The 17,373-nt window shown below is 67.8% G+C and carries 17 protein-coding genes and 1 pseudogene; 9 read left to right on the forward strand and 9 right to left on the reverse strand.

Annotation, left to right across the window (positions count from 1 at the left end; translation table 11 throughout):
- The first annotated feature begins 97 nt into the window (after window positions 1-97).
- Window positions 98-2,722, forward strand: a complete 2,625-nt coding sequence (gene clpB / locus ACEQX1_RS02580; protein ID WP_370196477.1) for an ATP-dependent chaperone ClpB — start codon at window positions 98-100, stop codon at window positions 2,720-2,722.
- A gap of 73 nt (window positions 2,723-2,795) precedes the next feature.
- Here the strand turns inward: clpB and ACEQX1_RS02585 are convergent, their stop codons facing one another.
- Complete coding sequence (locus tag ACEQX1_RS02585) at window positions 2,796-3,167, reverse strand: PRC-barrel domain-containing protein (protein ID WP_370193665.1); 372 nt, start codon at window positions 3,165-3,167, stop codon at window positions 2,796-2,798.
- Between the two features lie 278 nt (window positions 3,168-3,445).
- Between ACEQX1_RS02585 and ACEQX1_RS02590 the strand changes: the two genes are divergently transcribed.
- From ACEQX1_RS02590 to ACEQX1_RS02600, 3 genes are all read left to right on the forward strand, one after another.
- Entirely contained in the window at window positions 3,446-3,781 is a 336-nt protein-coding gene (locus ACEQX1_RS02590; protein ID WP_024349910.1) for a hypothetical protein, read from the forward strand.
- Between the two features lie 26 nt (window positions 3,782-3,807).
- The gene (locus ACEQX1_RS02595; protein ID WP_370193646.1) at window positions 3,808-4,167 is read left to right on the forward strand and encodes a hypothetical protein; all 360 of its coding nucleotides are present in this window, start codon (window positions 3,808-3,810) and stop codon (window positions 4,165-4,167) included.
- A 79-nt stretch (window positions 4,168-4,246) separates the two neighbouring features.
- On the forward strand, window positions 4,247-4,687 hold the full coding sequence (locus tag ACEQX1_RS02600; RefSeq protein ID WP_370193645.1) for a hypothetical protein: 441 nt from the start codon (window positions 4,247-4,249) through the stop codon (window positions 4,685-4,687).
- Window positions 4,688-4,742: 55 nt separating this feature from the next.
- Here the strand turns inward: ACEQX1_RS02600 and ACEQX1_RS02605 are convergent, their stop codons facing one another.
- Window positions 4,743-4,982: a DUF3297 family protein gene (locus ACEQX1_RS02605; RefSeq protein ID WP_024349913.1), complete on the reverse strand. Its 240-nt coding sequence runs from the start codon at window positions 4,980-4,982 to the stop codon at window positions 4,743-4,745.
- 321 nt (window positions 4,983-5,303) lie between these two features.
- Here ACEQX1_RS02605 and ACEQX1_RS02610 point away from each other — a divergent pair, with 321 nt between their 5' ends.
- The 5 genes from ACEQX1_RS02610 to ACEQX1_RS02630 all read left to right on the forward strand — a co-directional run bounded on the left by ACEQX1_RS02610 (window position 5,304) and on the right by ACEQX1_RS02630 (window position 11,600).
- Window positions 5,304-6,770 carry a L,D-transpeptidase family protein gene (locus ACEQX1_RS02610; protein ID WP_370196478.1) on the forward strand — a complete coding sequence of 489 codons (1,467 nt, stop codon included), beginning with the start codon at window positions 5,304-5,306 and terminating at the stop codon, window positions 6,768-6,770.
- Window positions 6,771-6,843: 73 nt separating this feature from the next.
- Window positions 6,844-7,740: an alpha/beta fold hydrolase gene (locus tag ACEQX1_RS02615; protein WP_370192777.1), complete on the forward strand. Its 897-nt coding sequence runs from the start codon at window positions 6,844-6,846 to the stop codon at window positions 7,738-7,740.
- A 207-nt stretch (window positions 7,741-7,947) separates the two neighbouring features.
- The gene (gene egtB / locus ACEQX1_RS02620) at window positions 7,948-9,216 is read left to right on the forward strand and encodes an ergothioneine biosynthesis protein EgtB (RefSeq protein WP_370192778.1); all 1,269 of its coding nucleotides are present in this window, start codon (window positions 7,948-7,950) and stop codon (window positions 9,214-9,216) included.
- A 2-nt stretch (window positions 9,217-9,218) separates the two neighbouring features.
- Entirely contained in the window at window positions 9,219-10,175 is a 957-nt protein-coding gene (gene egtD / locus ACEQX1_RS02625; protein WP_370196479.1) for an L-histidine N(alpha)-methyltransferase, read from the forward strand.
- A 165-nt stretch (window positions 10,176-10,340) separates the two neighbouring features.
- Window positions 10,341-11,600 carry an NAD(P)/FAD-dependent oxidoreductase gene (locus ACEQX1_RS02630; protein WP_370192782.1) on the forward strand — a complete coding sequence of 420 codons (1,260 nt, stop codon included), beginning with the start codon at window positions 10,341-10,343 and terminating at the stop codon, window positions 11,598-11,600.
- Window positions 11,601-11,625: 25 nt separating this feature from the next.
- Here ACEQX1_RS02630 and ACEQX1_RS02635 read toward each other — a convergent pair whose 3' ends face one another.
- The 7 genes and pseudogenes from ACEQX1_RS02635 to ACEQX1_RS02665 all read right to left on the reverse strand — a co-directional run.
- On the reverse strand, window positions 11,626-11,994 hold the full coding sequence (locus ACEQX1_RS02635) for a YbaN family protein (protein ID WP_370192783.1): 369 nt from the start codon (window positions 11,992-11,994) through the stop codon (window positions 11,626-11,628).
- A gap of 167 nt (window positions 11,995-12,161) precedes the next feature.
- A complete protein-coding gene (locus tag ACEQX1_RS02640) occupies window positions 12,162-13,376 on the reverse strand; it encodes a CaiB/BaiF CoA transferase family protein (protein WP_370196480.1) in 1,215 nt (404 codons plus the stop codon).
- Window positions 13,376-14,158 carry an enoyl-CoA hydratase/isomerase family protein gene (locus ACEQX1_RS02645; protein ID WP_370192785.1) on the reverse strand — a complete coding sequence of 261 codons (783 nt, stop codon included), beginning with the start codon at window positions 14,156-14,158 and terminating at the stop codon, window positions 13,376-13,378. The genes ACEQX1_RS02640 and ACEQX1_RS02645 overlap by 1 nt, the downstream gene beginning before the upstream one ends.
- 4 nt (window positions 14,159-14,162) lie before the next feature.
- Window positions 14,163-15,443, reverse strand: a complete 1,281-nt coding sequence (locus ACEQX1_RS02650; RefSeq protein ID WP_187391359.1) for a TRAP transporter large permease — start codon at window positions 15,441-15,443, stop codon at window positions 14,163-14,165.
- Window positions 15,440-15,973: a TRAP transporter small permease gene (locus ACEQX1_RS02655; protein WP_370192786.1), complete on the reverse strand. Its 534-nt coding sequence runs from the start codon at window positions 15,971-15,973 to the stop codon at window positions 15,440-15,442. Before ACEQX1_RS02655 ends, ACEQX1_RS02650 begins: the two co-directional genes overlap by 4 nt.
- Before the next feature lie 110 nt (window positions 15,974-16,083).
- Complete coding sequence (locus ACEQX1_RS02660) at window positions 16,084-17,055, reverse strand: TRAP transporter substrate-binding protein (RefSeq protein WP_024349924.1); 972 nt, start codon at window positions 17,053-17,055, stop codon at window positions 16,084-16,086.
- Window positions 17,056-17,120: 65 nt separating this feature from the next.
- Window positions 17,121-17,373: pseudogene (locus ACEQX1_RS02665) on the reverse strand (serine--glyoxylate aminotransferase); the annotation flags it as partial.

Consider the following 17,373-nt stretch of genomic DNA (forward strand, 5'->3'; position numbering starts at 1 on the left):
CCATATATTCAGCGGGCGGCCTGCCGGAACGGGGGCCGGACTCCAGGAACGTGCGGACGACGCCTGCGGGGTTGTTCGCCGATAGGAGAAGCGATCCATGAATATCGAGAAATACACCGAGCGCGTTCGCGGCTTCATCCAGGCCGCACAGACCCAGGCGGTCTCGCGTGACCACCAGCAATTCACGCCCGAGCACCTGCTGAAGGTCCTGATCGACGACGAGGAAGGCATGGCGGCCGGCCTCATCGAGAAGGCCGGCGGACGGCCGCAGGAGGTCCGGATCGCCGTCGAGGCGGCCCTCGACGCCATGCCGAAGGTGTCGGGCGGCGGCTCGCAGATGTATCTCGCCCAGCCGCTGGCGAAGATCTTCGCCACCGCCGAGGAAATCGCCAAGAAGGCCGGCGACAGCTATGTCAGCGTCGAGCGCCTGCTTCTGGCCATGACCATCGAGAAGGCCGCCAAGACCGCGACCATCCTCGCCAATGCCGGCGTCACGCCGAACGGGCTGAACGCGGCCATCGAGTCGCTGCGCAAGGGCCGCACCGCCGACAGCGCCTCGGCCGAGAGCGGCTACGACGCCCTGAAGAAATACGCCCGCGACCTGACGGCGGCGGCGCGCGAGGGCAAGCTCGACCCGGTGATCGGCCGTGACGACGAGATCCGCCGCACCATCCAGGTCCTGTCCCGGCGCACCAAGAACAACCCGGTGCTGATCGGCGAGCCCGGCGTCGGCAAGACCGCCATCGCCGAAGGCCTGGCGCTGCGCATCGTCAATGGCGACGTGCCGGAATCCTTGCGCGACAAGCAGCTGATGGCCCTCGACATGGGCTCGCTCATCGCCGGCGCGAAATATCGCGGCGAGTTCGAGGAGCGGCTGAAGGCCGTCCTGTCCGAGGTGACGGCCGAGGCCGGCAACATCATCCTGTTCATCGACGAGATGCACACGCTGGTCGGCGCGGGCAAGGGCGACGGGGCGATGGACGCCTCCAACCTCCTGAAGCCGGCGCTGGCGCGGGGCGAGCTGCACTGCGTCGGCGCGACGACGCTCGACGAGTACCGCAAGCATGTCGAGAAGGACCCGGCGCTGGCCCGGCGCTTCCAGCCGGTCTTCGTGAGCGAGCCGACCGTCGAGGACACGATCTCGATCCTGCGCGGCCTGAAGGAGAAATACGAGCAGCACCATCAGGTGCGCATCTCCGACAGCGCCCTGGTGGCGGCGGCGCAGCTGTCGAACCGCTACATCACCGACCGCTTCCTGCCCGACAAGGCGATCGACCTTGTCGACGAGGGCGCGGCGCGGCTGCGCATGCAGGTGGATTCCAAGCCCGAGGCGCTGGACGAGATCGACCGCCGCATCATGCAGCTCAAGATCGAGCGCGAGGCGCTGCGCCGCGAAAGCGACGACGCGTCGAAGGACCGGCTCAAGCGGCTGGAAGGGGAACTGGCCAATCTGGAGGAGGAATCCGACCGGATCACCACGACCTGGCAGGCCGAGAAGTCGAAGCTCGGGCTTGCCGCCGACCTGAAGAAGCGCCTCGACGAGGTGCGCAACGAACTGGCCGTCGCCCAGCGCAAGGGCGAGTTTCAGCGGGCCGGCGAGCTCGCCTATGGCGAGATCCCGCAGCTCGAGGCGCAGCTCAAGGAGGCCGAGGCCCAGGACGGGGCCGGCACCGCCGGCTCGATGGTCGAGGAGACCGTTACCGCCGACCACATCGCCCATGTCGTCTCGCGCTGGTCGGGCATTCCGGTCGACCGGATGCTCGAGGGCGAGCGCGACAAGCTCCTGCGCATGGAAGACGCGCTGCAGACGCGCGTCGTCGGCCAGGGCGAGGCGGTGCAGGCGGTGTCGAAGGCGGTGCGCCGGGCGCGGGCCGGGCTGCAGGACCCGAACCGGCCGATCGGCTCGTTCATCTTCCTCGGGCCCACCGGCGTCGGCAAGACCGAGCTGACCAAGTCGCTGGCCGCCTTCCTGTTCGACGACGAGACCGCCATGGTGCGGCTCGACATGTCGGAGTTCATGGAGAAGCATTCGGTCTCGCGGCTGATCGGCGCGCCTCCGGGCTATGTCGGCTACGAGGAGGGCGGCAGCCTGACCGAGGCGGTGCGGCGGCGGCCCTACCAGGTCGTGCTGTTCGACGAGATCGAGAAGGCCCATCCGGACGTCTTCAACGTGCTTCTGCAGGTGCTCGACGACGGGCGGCTGACGGACGGGCAGGGGCGCACGGTCGACTTCCGCAACACGATCATCATCATGACCTCCAATCTGGGGGCCGAGTTCCTGACCGCCCTGCGCGACGACGAGGATGCCGAGGCGGCGCGCGACCAGGTGATGGACGTGGTGCGGCGGGCCTTCCGGCCGGAATTCCTCAACCGTGTGGACGAGACCATCCTCTTCCACCGGCTGCATCGCTCCGAGATGGGCGCGATCGTCGACATCCAGATGAAGCGGCTCGACCAGCTTCTGGCGGATCGCAAGATCCGGGTCGAACTCGACGAGACCGGCCGCGAATGGCTGGCCGAGCGGGGCTACGATCCGGCCTATGGCGCACGGCCGCTGAAGCGGGTGATCCAGCGCGAGGTGCAGGATCCGCTGGCCGAGAAGATCCTGCTCGGCGAGGTCCGCGACGAGAGCGTGATCAAGATCGCCGGTGGCGGCGACCATCTGATCTTCCACGTGGTCGGCTCCAAGGCCGGCGCGCCGGGGGACCGGGTCGCGGCCTGACGGGCACTGGAGCGAAGATGAAAAAGGGGCGGCCCGGCGGGCCGCCCCTTGTCGTTTCAGCCTTGGTTTCGCGTCAGATGTAGGCGGGACGCCAGTAATCGTCGATGCGCTGGCCGGTGTCGGGATCGTTCCAGCCCGGCGAAGCGTCCGGGGCGAAGCGCGGTGCGCCTTCGAGCTGCTCGCGGGTGATGCCGACGACATAGCCGCCTTGCCGCGCGTCGTATTTCAGGACGTGCCAGGGCAGCGGATGATAGTCCTCGCCGATCCCCAGGAACCCGCCGAAGGACAGGATGGCGTATTTCACCTGGCCGTCGCGCTTGCCGATGACGAGGTCCTGGATATGGCCGAGATGATCGCCGTCGGTGTTGTAGACGGCGGTGCCTTCCACCCGGCTCGCCTCGATATTGTTGATGCCGACCTCTTTGTCGGTCTCCTCGCTGGCCATGATATGGCGGCCTTCGGTTGATGACATGATCGTTCTCCATCCAAACGTCCTGTCGGCGCAACGGCTTCGCGCAAGGCGCGGTTCCGGGAGGCCATGCGCCCGGCGCGCCGCCCTGCCGCGAAGGGGACGAATCGCCCGAAGATTGGGACGGCCAGACAAGAATGGCGATCGGGGCCATCTTCCTCAGCGTCATGGCCGGGCGTATGGTGATGCCGGGTGCGTGATCGCCCGCGCACGCCCGCCGGGCGAGGCGCCTTGTCCGTTCAGGATATCCGAAAATGCAGTTCTGTTTCCGTCCCGTCCTCGCTGCGGCCGTCGGCGCCGTATGTCTTGCCGCCGTATCCGCCCATGCCGAGAACCGTGACGTCACCGTCACCAACGCGACCAGCGTCGCGATGATCGAGTTCTACGCGTCCAACACCGGGACGAATGCCTGGGAGGAAGACATCCTCGGCGTCGACGTTCTGGAGCCGGGCGAGGCGGTGCTGGTGACCGTCGATGACGGGACCGGCGCCTGCATGTTCGACTTCAAGGCCACCTTCAGCGACGGCACCGACGCCACCAAGGCCGGCGTCGATGTCTGCGAGATTTCGGAATTCGATTTCACCGACTGATCGGTCGGGTTTTGGGAGAAACCACGATGTGGACGTCCATACGCAGTCTGATACTGGCCGCCGCGCTTCTGGCCGGGGCGGCACCGGCCCTCGCCGACCCGTCCGGCAACTACACCATCGCCGGCACCAATCCCGACGGCTCGACCTACGATGCCAGCGTTCTGGTGGCCAAGGTGGGGGACACCTTCACCCTGACCTATACGCTGCAGGACGGCACCAAGCTGCAGGGCACGGGGATCGGCGACGATGACGTCATGGCCATCGGCTATCTCCAGGATGGCGAGAGCGGCGTCGCGCTGATGTACCGCGAAGGCGGGAAGTGGATGGGCGTGTGGAGCTATATCGGCGCCAAGACGCTCGGGACCGAGGAATGGCAGCCGCAATAGCGAAGGCCACCATACGCTTCGGCGGGGCCGCGCATCACCCGTGCGGTCCCGCCGGACTCATCGCAAAGGGAGTTGCGGGATGACGAAGCGGGTCTGGTCCCTGTGCCTTGCCGCGCTGCTGATGACCGGCCCGGCATTCGCGCAGAGCCACGAAGAGGTCTCCGCCCGGATCGAGGCGCTGCAGGGCGATGCCGCCGGATTTGCCGAGGCCTTCGAGCTTCTGACCGAGGCGATGCGGTTCGGCGATCCGGTCACCGTGGCGCAGCTTGCCGAGTATCCGCTGACGGTCCGCGCCAATGGCGAGGAATACGAACTGATCGAAGCCCAAGACCTCGTCGACAATTACGACCGGCTGGTCATGGCGGACACGCAGGCGATCGTCGCGGACCAGCGCTTCGCGGACCTCTTCGTCAATGCGGAAGGGGTGATGTTCGGGAACGGCGAAGTCTGGATGGCGTCCGTCTGCGACGACAATGCGTGCAGCCGGACCCATTGGGCGATCATCACCATCAACAACTGACCGGCCGGCGCCGCGCGCCCTGTGGCCCGCACTGCCCGGAACCGGCCGGCTGGGGTCAGTCTTCCTTGAGATAGACCTCGACCGGACCCTTCAGCTTGATGGTCAGCGGCTGGCCGCGGCGGTCCTTCGCCTTACCGGCCTGGACGCGGATCCAGCCCTCGCTGATGCAATATTCCTCGACATTGGTGCGTTCCTCGCCCTTGAACCGCACGCCCACGCCCCGCGTCAGCAGGTCGGCGTCGTGGAACTCGCTGGACGGGTCGGAAGACAGCCGGTCGGGAAGGGTGTCGCTCATGGTCGTATCCTGATGTTGGCGCTGGCGCGCATGTGATGCCCGCACATAAACGCTTGCGGCCGCGCGCCCAAGTGGGGACCGGCAAAACGACGCTCCGCGGCGGCCGATCCGGGGCAACGGACGCGTTTTCTTCAGAATGACTGACACTTGCGTGAGGTTTCGCCATTTTCATGTCCGGTTCATCCGCCATGTCGGATAGTGCGGGATAAAGGCCTGGAGAGCAGGATCCGCGTCCGGATGGTCGTCCGGCGATGGATGCGACGGGGCGTCCCGGCGGTGCATGGTGCGCCGGCGGGACCAGGCTGTGCTGGAGAAAGCAAGATGAAGCCTATCGTGGCACTCTGTCTGTCGACGCTTGCGCTGGCGACCGGGGCGCAGGCCCAGTCGGGCGAGATTCGTCTGGCCCAGGGATACGACCAGTATGGCGACGTCGCCGAGGTCTATGTGGACGAGAGCGGACGCCGGGTGGTGATCGATTCCACCGGCCGCATCATCGCCATCGAGGAGCCGCGCCGCGAGCGCTTTCGCGAGCGCCGGGCGCGCTTCGGCGAAAGGGGCGGCGCCATCATCGACGCGCCGCCGCCGCCGGGCGTGACGCTGGAGGGCCGCGTCGATTTCGGCCCGCGCTCGGCCGATCCCTATGCCGACGACGGCTACGACCGCGAGCGCGATTACGGCCCCGATCCGGTCTATCGCGACGAGCCCCGCTATGACGGGCCGATCGAGGCCGCGCCGCTGCCGGACGCCGGGAGCGAGCCGCGCCGCGAGGCCGAGCTTCCGCCCGTCCAGGGTCCGGACTATCCGGCCGATGGCGCCGCCGACACCCAGACCAGCGTCGATGATCTGCTGACCGATCCGGGCGCTGCCGGCACCGCGCCGGCCGAAGGCCGCACGATCACGGAAACCGATCCGGCCCCGCCGGTCGAGGCGCCGAAGGGCAAGAACGCCGAGGCCGAGATCGCCGCGCTGCAGATCCTGCTCGACCGCGCCGGCATGTCGCCGGGCGTCATCGACGGCCGCATGGGCTCGAACGTCAACAAGGCGGTCGCCGCCTATGAGGAGAAGTTCGGCCGCAGCCTGCCGACCGGCGACGCCAAGGCGCTGGCCGAGGAACTGGACGCCACCGGCGGGCCGGCGATCACCACCTACGAGATCACCGCCGAGGACGTGGCCGGTCCGTATGTGGCAGCGATCCCGTCCGACTACGGCGAGAAGGCGCAGCTTCCCGAGATGAGCTTCGAGCGCGTCTCCGAACGGCTGGCCGAGCGGTTCCACATGGACGAGGAGTTCCTGCGCAAGATCAATCCGGGCGCCGATTTCGATCGCCAGGGCACCCGCATCAAGGTCGCGGCGACCGGCGACAACGTGAAGGGCGAGGTCACCAAGATCATCGCCGACAAGGGCCGCGAGCAGGTGCGCGCCTATGCGGCCGACGGCAGCCTGATCGCCGCCTATCCCTCGACCATCGGCTCGTCCGACACGCCGTCCCCGTCGGGCGTCGTGCAGGTCAACCGCATCGCCTTCGATCCGAACTACACCTACAATCCGAAGGTCAATTTCAAGCAGGGCTCCAACGACAAGGTGCTGACCATCCCGCCGGGCCCGAACGGTCCGGTCGGCACGATCTGGATCGCGCTGTCGAAGCCGACCTACGGCATTCACGGCACGCCGGAGCCCTCCAAGATCGGCAAGACCAACAGCCATGGCTGCGTCCGCCTGACCAACTGGGACGCGACCGAGCTTGCCAAGATGGTGAAGCCGGGCGTGACGGTGGAGTTCGCCGAATAGACACGATCCTGACGACGGCGCCGGGGCGAGCGGGCAGATCGCCGCTCCGGCCGTCCGTCGGCGGGCCTTCGGCATGACGACGATCTCCCTCGACGACACTACGCCATCCGCCGCGGCAATCGCGGCGGATGGCGTGTCCGCGCCGCAGGGCAGAGCCGATATCGGCGACATCGCCATCGTCCATGACGATCATCCGACGCAGGGCGATGGCGTGCCGGTGCTGCTCCTGCATGGCGCGGTGCAGACGCGGGCGGTCTGGGCCGGGCAGGTGGAGGCGTTGGTCGACCGGCATCGCGTCATCGTGCCGGATCTGCGCGGCCATGGCGCGACCCCGCTCGGCCAGGAGCGGCTGACCATCGACCGCATGGCGATGGATTGTCTGGCACTCATCGACCGCCTCGGCATCGACCGCTTCGCCGTCTGCGGCGTCTCGCTGGGCGGCATGGTGGCGCTGGAGATCGCGGCCCGCGCCCCGGACCGGGTGACCGCGCTGGTTCTCGCCAATACGCCCCGGTCCCTGTCGGGCATCGGCTGGGTGCGCCGGCTCGTCGACTGGCTCGACCCGCAGCGCCTGCTGCACCCGACGTTCCACCTCCTCGGCCAGGCGCGCACGGCGCGGATCGGCCTGGCGCTGGCCGCCCGCCTCGTCGGGCCGTTCTGGGTCGGACGGGACGCGCGGCGGCATTTCATCGCCGGCTTCCGGACGATGTCGCCGGACGCCATCGTCGCCACCTATCGCGCCATCGTCGAAAGCCGGCCGCTGGATCTCGGCCGCATCCGCTGCCCGTGCCTGGTCATCGACACGCTGCATGACGCGACGACGATCCGCGAACAGGCCGCCGACATCGTCGCCGAGGCGCCCAATGCCAGGAGCGTGGTGCTGGAGGCCGGGCATGTCGCCAATCTCGACAATCCGGCCGTCTTCAACCGCGTCCTCGCCGAGTTTCTGGCCGTGCCCGGCCGGAACTGACCGCTGCGGCATAGTGCCCGCCGCCAACCCTTGAGCCACCGGAAGCGCCACAATGGCGGGGCGGATGGGTCGTTGGCCGGCTCGATAGATAAGACGTGATCGTCGTTGTCGGGTCATGGACGAAAGCTAGGTCTTCTCGAACGCGGCTGTCCGGCGGCCTGCCTTCAGGGCGAACCGGCGGCCGGAACCAGTTCGAAGAGGTTCGACATGGCCCATGTTTCCCGCAAATCGCTGACCGACGTCTCCGCGCTCGCGGCCCGCTACCGTGCCGTGCGCGAGGACAGCCGCGCCCTCGGCGCGCCGCTGTCGGACGCCGACGCGACCGTCCAGTCGATGCCGGACGCGAGCCCCGCCAAATGGCATCTCGCCCACACGACCTGGTTCTTCGAGACCATGGTGCTGAAGCCGAATCTCGCCGGCTACGAGGTCTTCGACGCCAGCTACAACTACCTCTTCAACTCCTATTACGAGACCATCGGCGAGCGGCAGCCGAGGCCGCGGCGGGGCATGATCACGCGACCGGCGCTGGACGAGATCTTCGCCTATCGCGCCCATGTGGACGCGGCGATCGAGACGCTGATGGAGCGCGGCCCGGCACCGGATGTCGCCGAGCTGATCGAGCTCGGCTGCCATCACGAGCAGCAGCATCAGGAATTGCTGCTGACCGACATCCTGCATCTTTTCGACCAGAGCCCGCTGAAGCCGGCCTATCGCGACCCGCAGCCGCTGGGCGTCGCGGCCGATCCGGGCGAGGCGCGCTTTGTTGGTTTCGACGGCGGCATCGTCGAGATCGGCCATGATGGCGACGGCTTTGCCTTCGACTGCGAGGGGCCGCGCCACCGCGCGCTGCTCGAACCCTACCGCCTGGCCGACAGGCTGGTGACCAATGGCGAATATCTCGCCTTCGTGGAGGATGGCGGCTACCGCGATCCGCTGCTGTGGCTGTCGGCCGGCTGGGGCACGATCCTCGGCGAGGGCTGGACCAGGCCCTTCTACTGGCACGAGCGCGACGGCGAGATGTGGACCATGACCCTGCGCGGCGCGCAGCCGCTCGATCTGAACGCGCCGGTGACGCATCTCAGCTATTTCGAAGCCGACGCTTTCGCGACCTGGGCCGGCAAGCGCCTGCCGACCGAATTCGAATGGGAGAATGCCGCGGCGAGCCTGCCGGTCGAGGGCAATTTCGCCGGGTCCGGCCGGCTGCGGCCGAAGCCCGCGGCGCCGGGCGAGGGCCTGCGCCAGATGTATGGCGACGTCTGGGAATGGACCCGCAGCCCGTTCTCGCCCTATCCGCGTTTCAAGCCGGTCGAGGGCGCGGTCGGCGAGTATAACGGCAAGTTCATGTGCGGCCAGTTCGTGCTGCGCGGCGGCTCCTGCGCCACGCCGGAAAACCATATCCGCACGACCTATCGCAATTTCTTCCCGCCGGACGCCCGCTGGCAGTTCTCCGGCCTGCGTCTGGCCGAGGACGCGTGAGCATGCTGGACCGCATCGACACGCTGGCCCAGCAGCGCGAGGCCTTTCGCGCCGACGTTCTCGACGGCCTGTCGCGCACGCCCAAGACCCTGCCGAGCCGCTGGCTCTACGACGACCGTGGCTCGGAGCTCTTCGAGGAGATCACGGCGCTGCCGGAATATTATCCGACGCGGACCGAGACCGGCATCCTGAAGGAGAGGGCCGACGAGATCGCCGCGGTCTTCGGCCGGGAGGCGGTGCTGATCGAATATGGCGCCGGCGCCGGCATCAAGACCGAGATCGTGCTGGGGGCGCTGGAAGCTCCGCGCCTCTATGTGCCCATCGACATCTCCGGCGATTTCCTGGAAGCGTCGGCCGAGCGGATCAGGAAGCGGTTTCCGGGCCTTGCCGTGGAGCCGGTGGTCGCCGACTTCACCGCCGAATTCGACCTGCCAGGGGACCTGCCCCGGGACGGGCGCCGGGGCGGGTTCTTCCCCGGCTCGACCCTCGGCAATCTCGGCCGCAGGGAGGCGCTGGCCTTTCTCGCCCGGATGCGCCGACATGTCGGAGCAGGCGGCGTTGCCGTCATCGGCGTCGATCTGAAGAAGGACATAGACACGCTGCTGGCCGCCTATGACGATGCGGCCGGCGTGACGGCGGCCTTCGACATCAACATACTTGAGCGTATGCAGCGGGAGCTGGGCGCCGAGCTGCCGCTCGACAATTTCGCCCACGAGGCCCGCTGGAACGGCGAGGCCTCGGCCGTCGAGATGCATCTCGTCGCCCGCGACGCCTGCACGCTGTCGGTCGCCGGCCGCTCCTTCACCTTTGAGGCTGGCGAAACGATCCACACCGAGAGCTCGCGCAAATACGATGTCGAGGTCCTGGCCGGGATGGCCGACGAATCCGGCTGGTCGCTGGACAAGGTCTGGACCGATCCGGACGGCCTGTTCGCCCTGGTCAGCCTGTCGGCGGTCTGACCCCCTCCGACGCTGACCCGCGCCACCCACTGCGAAGGCCTGCTCACTGACCGACGCCCGGCTCGACCGCCGGGCGTCTTTCGTCGTAGACCCGCCTCCGGGGCAGGCTCGTGGCCGCGCGGTCGTCGGAGTGCCCCTTGGACGAACCATGACAGGACGCGGGACATGAGCGGCGAACGCATCGTCATCGTCGGCAGCGGCCAGGCAGCGATCCAGCTCGCGGCCAGCTTGCGGCAGGAAGGCCATGAGGGGCCGATCACCCTGATCGGCGACGAGCCGGGTCTGCCCTATCAGCGGCCGCCTTTGTCCAAGGGCTACATGAAGGAGGGCGATCCCGAGCGCCTGGTCCTCAAGCCGCAGAGCTTCTTCGAGCGCAACGCCATCACTTTGCGCGACGCCACCCGCGTCGCGTCGATCGATCGCGCGGCCCGCACGGTGGCCACCGACGACGGCGCCAGCCATGGCTACGACCATCTGGTTCTGGCGACGGGCGCCCGCAATGTGCGCCCGCCGATCGCCGGCGGCACCCACAAAGATGTCGTGGAACTGCGCACGCTCGCCCATGCCGAGACGATCCGCCGGCGCCTGGCCGACACGCGCCACGCCATCGTCGTCGGCGGCGGCTTCATCGGGCTGGAGTTCGCCGCCATGGCGCGGCTTGCCGGGGCGCAGGTGACGGTGCTGGAAGCCGCCGACCGGCTGATGGCCCGCGCCGTCTCGCCGGCGATCTCGGACTTCGTGCTGGAGCACCACCGCGCCGCGGGCATCGTCCTCCGGCTCGGCGCCAGGGTGGCCCGCATCGACGACGACGAGGCCGAGCGGGTCGTCGGCGTGACCCTGGCCGACGGGACGAGCATCGAGGGCGACCTCGTCCTCGTCGCCACCGGCGTCGCGCCGAATGGCGAACTTGCCGCCGCGGCCGGGCTCGCGGTTGCGAACGGCATCGTGGTCGACGAGACGCTGGCGACCGACGATCCGGCGATCTCGGCCATCGGCGACTGCGCCTCGGTGCCGGGGCCGCTGGGCACCCATCTGCGGCTGGAATCGGTGCAGGCGGCAATGGACCAGGCGCGCCATCTGGCGAAGCGGATCGTCCATGGCACGGCGGCGGCCTATCATGCGGTGCCATGGTTCTGGAGCGACCAGGGCGCTTTGAAGCTGCAGATCGCAGGGCTGACCAGCGGCGCCGACCGCTTCGAGACGATCCGGCAGGAGGATCTGGTCACGGTGATTGTCGGCTATCGCGAGGGGCAACTTGCCTCGGTCGAGACCATTAACGCCCCCGGCGAGCACATGGCCGCCCGCAAGCTGCTCGGCCGCGAGGCGCCGGTCAGCGCCGAGGAACTGCGCGACAGCGGCTTCGACCTGCGGGCGCTCGCCAAGGGGCAGGCGGGATCACGCGATCGCAGCGTCGCCTCGGCCTGAGCGGCACGGATCGAGCGCTTTGCGCCTACCGGGCTGACGGCCGCGTCAGGATGTAGACGCTGACGCTGCCCATGATCAGCGCCAGGCCGACGAGGACGAGCGGGTGGCCGACGGTCACCCATGCCAGCACGAAGGACGCCAGCATCGCGGTGACCGCGGCGATCTTGGCCCGGCGCGGGATGATCCGGTGTTCGCGCCAGGCAACCAGCGTCGGCCCGAAGCGCGGATGCGCCTCCAGCCGGCGGGCGAGATCGGGATGCGAGCGGGCAAAGCACCAGACCGCCAGGAGCAGGAAGGGGGTCGTCGGCAGCAGCGGCAGCACGACGCCAAGCCCGCCCAGCACGACGCAGCTGTAGCCGAGAACCAGGTAGAAGGGCTTGGCGAAGGGTCGCATGACGGCGCCAGAACAGGATGACCGGGGAGCCGGTTCGCCGACCGCCGCGAGCGGTGTGCGTCCCGTGGGCGGATGATCCGTTGCGAGCTAGCCTCAAGGCGGTGCACGTCAAGATGCGCGCCGCGACCCGAAGGCCGCCGCGCGCCGTCGTTGCCTGTCGTCGGCGGTCAGCCGGCCCTGGAGCTGCGGACCGCGCCGGAGCCGAGCATGCGGTCGATCTCGGCCGCGTCGTAGCCGGCCTCGCGCAGCACTTCGGCGGTATGTTCGCCGAGCAGCGGGGCCGGGCGGGTGACGCCGCCGGGCGTGTCGGAGAACTTGATCGGCAGGCCGATCGCCTTCACCCGGCCGGCGGTCGGATGTTCGGTCTCCACCACCATTTCGCGCGACAGGGTCTGCGGGTCCTCGTGCATCTCGGAGATGTCGAGGACCGGCCCGGCCGGCACGCCAGCGGCTTCGAGCTGCGCCAGCCATTCGGCCGAGCTGCGCTGCGAGAAATGCCCGTTGAGGATCTCCTCCAGCGCCGGCAGATTCTGCATGCGGCCGTGATTGTTGGCAAAGCGCGGGTCCGACGCCAGCTCCTCGGCGCCGATCACGGCGAGCATGCGCTCCCAGTTCTTCTGGTTCGCCGCGCCGAGATTGATCCAGCCATCGGCGGTCCGGAAGGCCTGGTAGGGCGCGTTCAGCGGATGCGCCGAGCCGAGCGGCCCAGGCGAGGCGCCGGTGGCGAAGGCGATGGCCGACTGCCAGTAGGTGTGGGTGATGCCGGCCTCGAACAGCGAGGTGTCGACCTTCTGGCCTTCGCCGGTCTGCAGCTTGCGGGCATAGGCGGCGGCGCAGCCGAGCGCGCCGAGGATGCCGGCGGTGATGTCGGAGACCGGGGCGCCGGACTTGACCGGCGGGCGGCCGGGACCTTCGCCGGTGATCGACATCAGGCCGCTCATGCCCTGGGCGATCAGGTCGAAGCCGCCACGATTGGCATAGGGGCCGGTGCGGCCGAAGCCAGAGATCTCGCAATAGATCAGGCCGGGATTGACCGCCTTCAGATCCTCGTAGCCAAGCCCGAGCTTCTCCATCGTGCCCATGCGGTAATTCTCGATGACGACGTCCGCCGTCTCCAGCATGCGCCGCAGCACCGCCTTGCCGTCTTCGGACTTCAGGTCGAGGACGATGCCGCGCTTGTTGCGGTTCATCATCATGTAGGCGGCGGATTCGCCGTTGATGTCCGGCGGCAGGAAGCGCCGCGTGTCGTCGCCGTCGGGCTTCTCCACCTTGATCACGTCGGCGCCCATGTCGGCCAGCATCATGCCGCAGACCGGGCCGGCCATGATATGTGCGAGCTCGATGACCTTCATGCCGTCGAGCGGGCCTTTCGCCTGTGCCATTACTGGCCTTTCCATTCCGGTTTGCGCTTGCCGAGGAAGGCTTCCATGCCCTCCTTGAAGTCCTCGCTCATATAGGCCTGCACCACGAGGTCGCGGTCGTCGGCCTCGGCGCCCTGGACCCGCAGGCGGCGCAAGGCCTCCTTGGTGGTCGAAAGCGTCAGCGGCGCATGGGTGGCGAGCAGCGCCGCCAGCTCTTCGGTGCGGGCGATCAGCGCGGCGTGGTCGGGCACGATCTCGGCGATCAGCCCGGCATTCAGCGCCTCTTCCGCGCCGACGAGGCGGGCGGTGAAGATGATCTCCTTGACCCGGCCGGCGCCCATCAGCGTCGACAGGCGGGAGAGATTGGCGATGGACAGGCAATTGCCCAGCGTGCGGGCGATCGGGAAGCCGAACTTCAGGTCGGCGGTGGCGAGGCGGATGTCGCAGGCCGCCGCGATGCCGGCGCCGCCGCCGGTGCAGGCCCGCGCGATCGCCGCGATGGTGGGAACCGGGCAGGCCTCCACCGCGCCGAGGACCACGTCCATCCGGTGCTCGTAGTCGAGGGCGTCCTGCTCCGTGTCGAAGCCGCGGAACTGGGTCATGTCGGTGCCGGCGGCGAAAGCCTTGTCGCCGGCGCCGGTGACGACGAGGCACTTCACCTCGCCGCCCAGCTTCGTCTCGCGGCAGATCTCCGCGAGGCGGTCGTACATGGCGAAGGTCAGGGCGTTGCGTGCCTGGGGCCGGTTCAGGGTGATCCAGCCGATCCCGTCGCGGACCTCGTAGAGGAGTTCGTCGGTGCTCATGGGTCTACCTGTAGAAATATTCGACGAGGAACATCGGGACTGCCGGCACATAGGTGCACAGGAGCAGGACGAACAGCAGCACCCCGACAAAGGGCAGGTTCGCCTTCGACACCTCCCATATGTTGGCCTTGGCGATCGAACAGGCGGTGATCAGCACCGAGGCGACCGGTGGCGTCTGCTGGCCGATGGCGAGGTTCAGCGTCACCACGAGGCCGAAATGCACCGGGTCGATGCCGGCCTGCTGGATCAGCGGGACGATCACCGGGACGACCAGAATGATCGCCGCGGCCGAGTGCAGGAAGAACCCGATGACCAGGAAGAAGACGTTCAGGATCAGAAGGATCAGGTACTGGTTCGAGGTGATGTCGAGGATGCCCTCGGCCAGCTGCTGGGGCACGCGCGCCTGGGTGAGATAGCTGCCCATCAGGATCGACGCGGCGACCAGGAGCATGACCACGGCGGTCTGGATGCCGCCTTCCAGCATCGCCTGCTTGAGCTGGCCCCAGTCGACCTCGCGGTACCAGATGCCGACCAGGATGGCCGCGACGACGGCGATGCCGGCGCCCTCGGTGGCGGTGACGAAGCCGCCGAAGATGCCGCCCAGGATGATGACCGGCAGGGAAAAGGTCGGCAGCGCCTCGACGAAGGTCGTGCGCAGCCGGCGCAGGTTGAAGGCCTCTTCCATCGGGAGGTTGTATTTCACCGCGTAATAATAGGCGACGCCCATCAGGCCGGCGGCCCCGATCAGGCCGGGAACGACGCCCGCGACGAACATCTGCTCGATGCTGGTGCCGGCGGCGACCGCATAGAGGATCATCGGGATGGAGGGCGGGATGATGATGGCCAGCGAGGCCGACGACGAGGTGATCGCCGCCGCGAAGGGGGCCGGATAGCCGCGCTTCTTCATCTCAGGAATGATGATGGAGCCCATCGCCGCGACGTCGGCCACGGCCGAGCCGGAGATCTCGGCAAAGAACAGCGAGACGCCGACATTGACCATGGCGAGGCCGCCGCGCACGAAACCGATGACGGCGGAGACGAAGGCGATCAGCCGCCGCGTGATGCCGGTGGCGTTCATGATGGCGCCAGCCAGGACGAACATCGGAATGGCGATCAGCGAGAAGGAGCGGGCGCCGTTGTACATGTCGAGGGCGATGGTCACCAGCGCGGCGCCGCCGTCGCTGATGAAGATCGCCAGGACGGCCGCCAGCGCCAGCGCGACGGCGATCGGCACGTTGATGCACACCATCGCGACCAGCGCGAGGAAAATGACGAACATCATCATGGATGCGGGCCCTTCTCAGGAGTTTCACCATGCGCCAGGGGCGCATGCTCAACGGAGCGTCCGGCCATGACGTCGCGCCAGTAGTCGGGGAAGCTGAGCAGTTCGGCGACGATGAAGAGGATGGCGCCGATCGGGATGATCGACTGGGTGAGGGCGACCGGCACCCAGGTCAGGCTGACCAGGGATTCACCCTCGAGAATGTTGAGGACCTCGAGACCCGACCAGGCGAGGAGCACGAAGAACAGCAGTACCAGCCCTTCGGCGAAGAGCATGGCGACCTTGCGCGCCGATGGCGGCAGCGACAGCAGCACGTCGTCGAAACCGATATGGCTGCGCTTCAGCGCCGCCAGCGCGGCGCCGTAATAGGTGATCCAGGCCAGCAGGACGCCGGCGATCTCGTCATACCAGGAGAGCGAGGCGCCCATCTTGCGGTAGATCACCGCCGCGACCACGACGGTCGTCAGCCCGACCATCAGCGCGATGACCACCCATGTCAGGAACTCGCCGAGGATTCTCGCCAACTGGCGCATAGGGCCTCCCGCGTCGCGCGGACGCAGCTTTCATCGTCGATTTCAGGGAGAAGGGTGCCGGCCGAGGGTTCGACCGGCACCTGTCAGGATGATCGCAAGCCGGTGAAGGCTCAGGACCCGGAGGCGAGGGCCTGGATGTCTTCGACCAGCTTCTGGCCGCCTTCGACCTGCGTGCCGAATTCCTCGTAGATCGCCTTGGATGCGGCGATGAACGCGTCCTTGTCGGCCTCGTTCACGGTGACGCCGGCTTCCTCGATCTTGCTGATCAGCTCGTCGTCCATCTGCTGCGAACGCTCATAGGCGAAGTCGCTGGCCTGGGTGGCGCAATCCTGGATCGCCGTCTTCAGCTCCTCGTCCCAGCCGTCCCAGTTGCGCGAGGAGGTGGCGAGATAGGCGGGCGAATAGACGTGCCCGGTCATCGACAGGTACTTCTGCACTTCCTGGAACCGGCCCGAATAGATCTGGGCGAGCGGGTTCTCCTGGCCGTCGATGACGCCGGTCTGCAGGGCGGTGAACACTTCCGAGAAGGCCATCGGCGTCGGGTTGGCGCCATAGCTCTGGAACATCTTCACGCGCCACTCGCCCTTCGGGACGCGCAGCTTGATGCCTTCCAGATCGGCGGGGACGTTGATCGGCTTGACGTTGTTGGTCACGTTGCGGAAGCCGTTTTCCCAGAATCCGAGGATCTGGTAGCCGCGGCCGGCGGCGGCGTCGACGAAGGTGTCGCGCATCCCGTCGCGGACCTTCTTCATGTGGTCGCGGCTCTTGATCAGATACGGCATCTCGAAGACGCCGAAGGTCGGCGACACCGAGCTCATCACCGACGAGGGGATGGAGAAGTCGATCTGTCCGAGCTTCAGCTTCTGCAGCATCTCCTCGTCATTGCCGAGCTGCGAGGAGCCGTAGACCTCGACGGTGGCCTTGCCGGACGCGGCGACGCATTCGGCGAACTTCTCCGCCGTCGCCTCGTAGAGCGAGCCGGGGTCGCCGACATGGCCCAGATCGAGGGATTCCTGTGCGCCGGCCGCGGAGCCCATCAGGGCCACGGCGGCGACACCGAGCATCAAGGTGCGAATGTTCATTGGTTTCCTCCCAGTTTTCGTTTTGGGCAGCTCCTCAACCGCCCGGTGGTCGTTCTGCGTACCGCCTATTCCGCGGCCTGTCTTGCTTCGGCTGCGCCGGACTGTGCCAGCACGGCCATCGCAGCCTGAACGCCGCCTGCCTTGTGCGCCACCCCGGCGACCTGCAGACCCATCTCGACGCCTCCCAGCGTGCCGATCAGGGTCAGGTCGTTGTAGTCGCCGAGGTGGCCGATGCGGAAGATCTTGTCGGCAAGCTTCGAGAGGCCGGCTCCCAACGACATGTCGAAGCGCTCGAGAATGACCTTCCGCAATGCGTCG

The organism is Aurantimonas sp. (assembly GCF_964217435.1).
GTDB lineage: Bacteria > Pseudomonadota > Alphaproteobacteria > Rhizobiales > Rhizobiaceae > Aurantimonas > Aurantimonas coralicida.

Coding starts and splice junctions, on each gene's coding strand:
- clpB (WP_370196477.1), top strand. CDS start 98: ATGAATATCGAGAAATACACCGAGCGCGTTCGCGGCTTCATCCAGGCC.
- ACEQX1_RS02585 (WP_370193665.1), bottom strand. CDS start 3,167: ATGGCCAGCGAGGAGACCGACAAAGAGGTCGGCATCAACAATATCGAG.
- ACEQX1_RS02590 (WP_024349910.1), top strand. CDS start 3,446: ATGCAGTTCTGTTTCCGTCCCGTCCTCGCTGCGGCCGTCGGCGCCGTA.
- ACEQX1_RS02595 (WP_370193646.1), top strand. CDS start 3,808: ATGTGGACGTCCATACGCAGTCTGATACTGGCCGCCGCGCTTCTGGCC.
- ACEQX1_RS02600 (WP_370193645.1), top strand. CDS start 4,247: ATGACGAAGCGGGTCTGGTCCCTGTGCCTTGCCGCGCTGCTGATGACC.
- ACEQX1_RS02605 (WP_024349913.1), bottom strand. CDS start 4,982: ATGAGCGACACCCTTCCCGACCGGCTGTCTTCCGACCCGTCCAGCGAG.
- ACEQX1_RS02610 (WP_370196478.1), top strand. CDS start 5,304: ATGAAGCCTATCGTGGCACTCTGTCTGTCGACGCTTGCGCTGGCGACC.
- ACEQX1_RS02615 (WP_370192777.1), top strand. CDS start 6,844: ATGACGACGATCTCCCTCGACGACACTACGCCATCCGCCGCGGCAATC.
- egtB (WP_370192778.1), top strand. CDS start 7,948: ATGGCCCATGTTTCCCGCAAATCGCTGACCGACGTCTCCGCGCTCGCG.
- egtD (WP_370196479.1), top strand. CDS start 9,219: ATGCTGGACCGCATCGACACGCTGGCCCAGCAGCGCGAGGCCTTTCGC.
- ACEQX1_RS02630 (WP_370192782.1), top strand. CDS start 10,341: ATGAGCGGCGAACGCATCGTCATCGTCGGCAGCGGCCAGGCAGCGATC.
- ACEQX1_RS02635 (WP_370192783.1), bottom strand. CDS start 11,994: ATGCGACCCTTCGCCAAGCCCTTCTACCTGGTTCTCGGCTACAGCTGC.
- ACEQX1_RS02640 (WP_370196480.1), bottom strand. CDS start 13,376: ATGGCACAGGCGAAAGGCCCGCTCGACGGCATGAAGGTCATCGAGCTC.
- ACEQX1_RS02645 (WP_370192785.1), bottom strand. CDS start 14,158: ATGAGCACCGACGAACTCCTCTACGAGGTCCGCGACGGGATCGGCTGG.
- ACEQX1_RS02650 (WP_187391359.1), bottom strand. CDS start 15,443: ATGATGATGTTCGTCATTTTCCTCGCGCTGGTCGCGATGGTGTGCATC.
- ACEQX1_RS02655 (WP_370192786.1), bottom strand. CDS start 15,973: ATGCGCCAGTTGGCGAGAATCCTCGGCGAGTTCCTGACATGGGTGGTC.
- ACEQX1_RS02660 (WP_024349924.1), bottom strand. CDS start 17,055: ATGAACATTCGCACCTTGATGCTCGGTGTCGCCGCCGTGGCCCTGATG.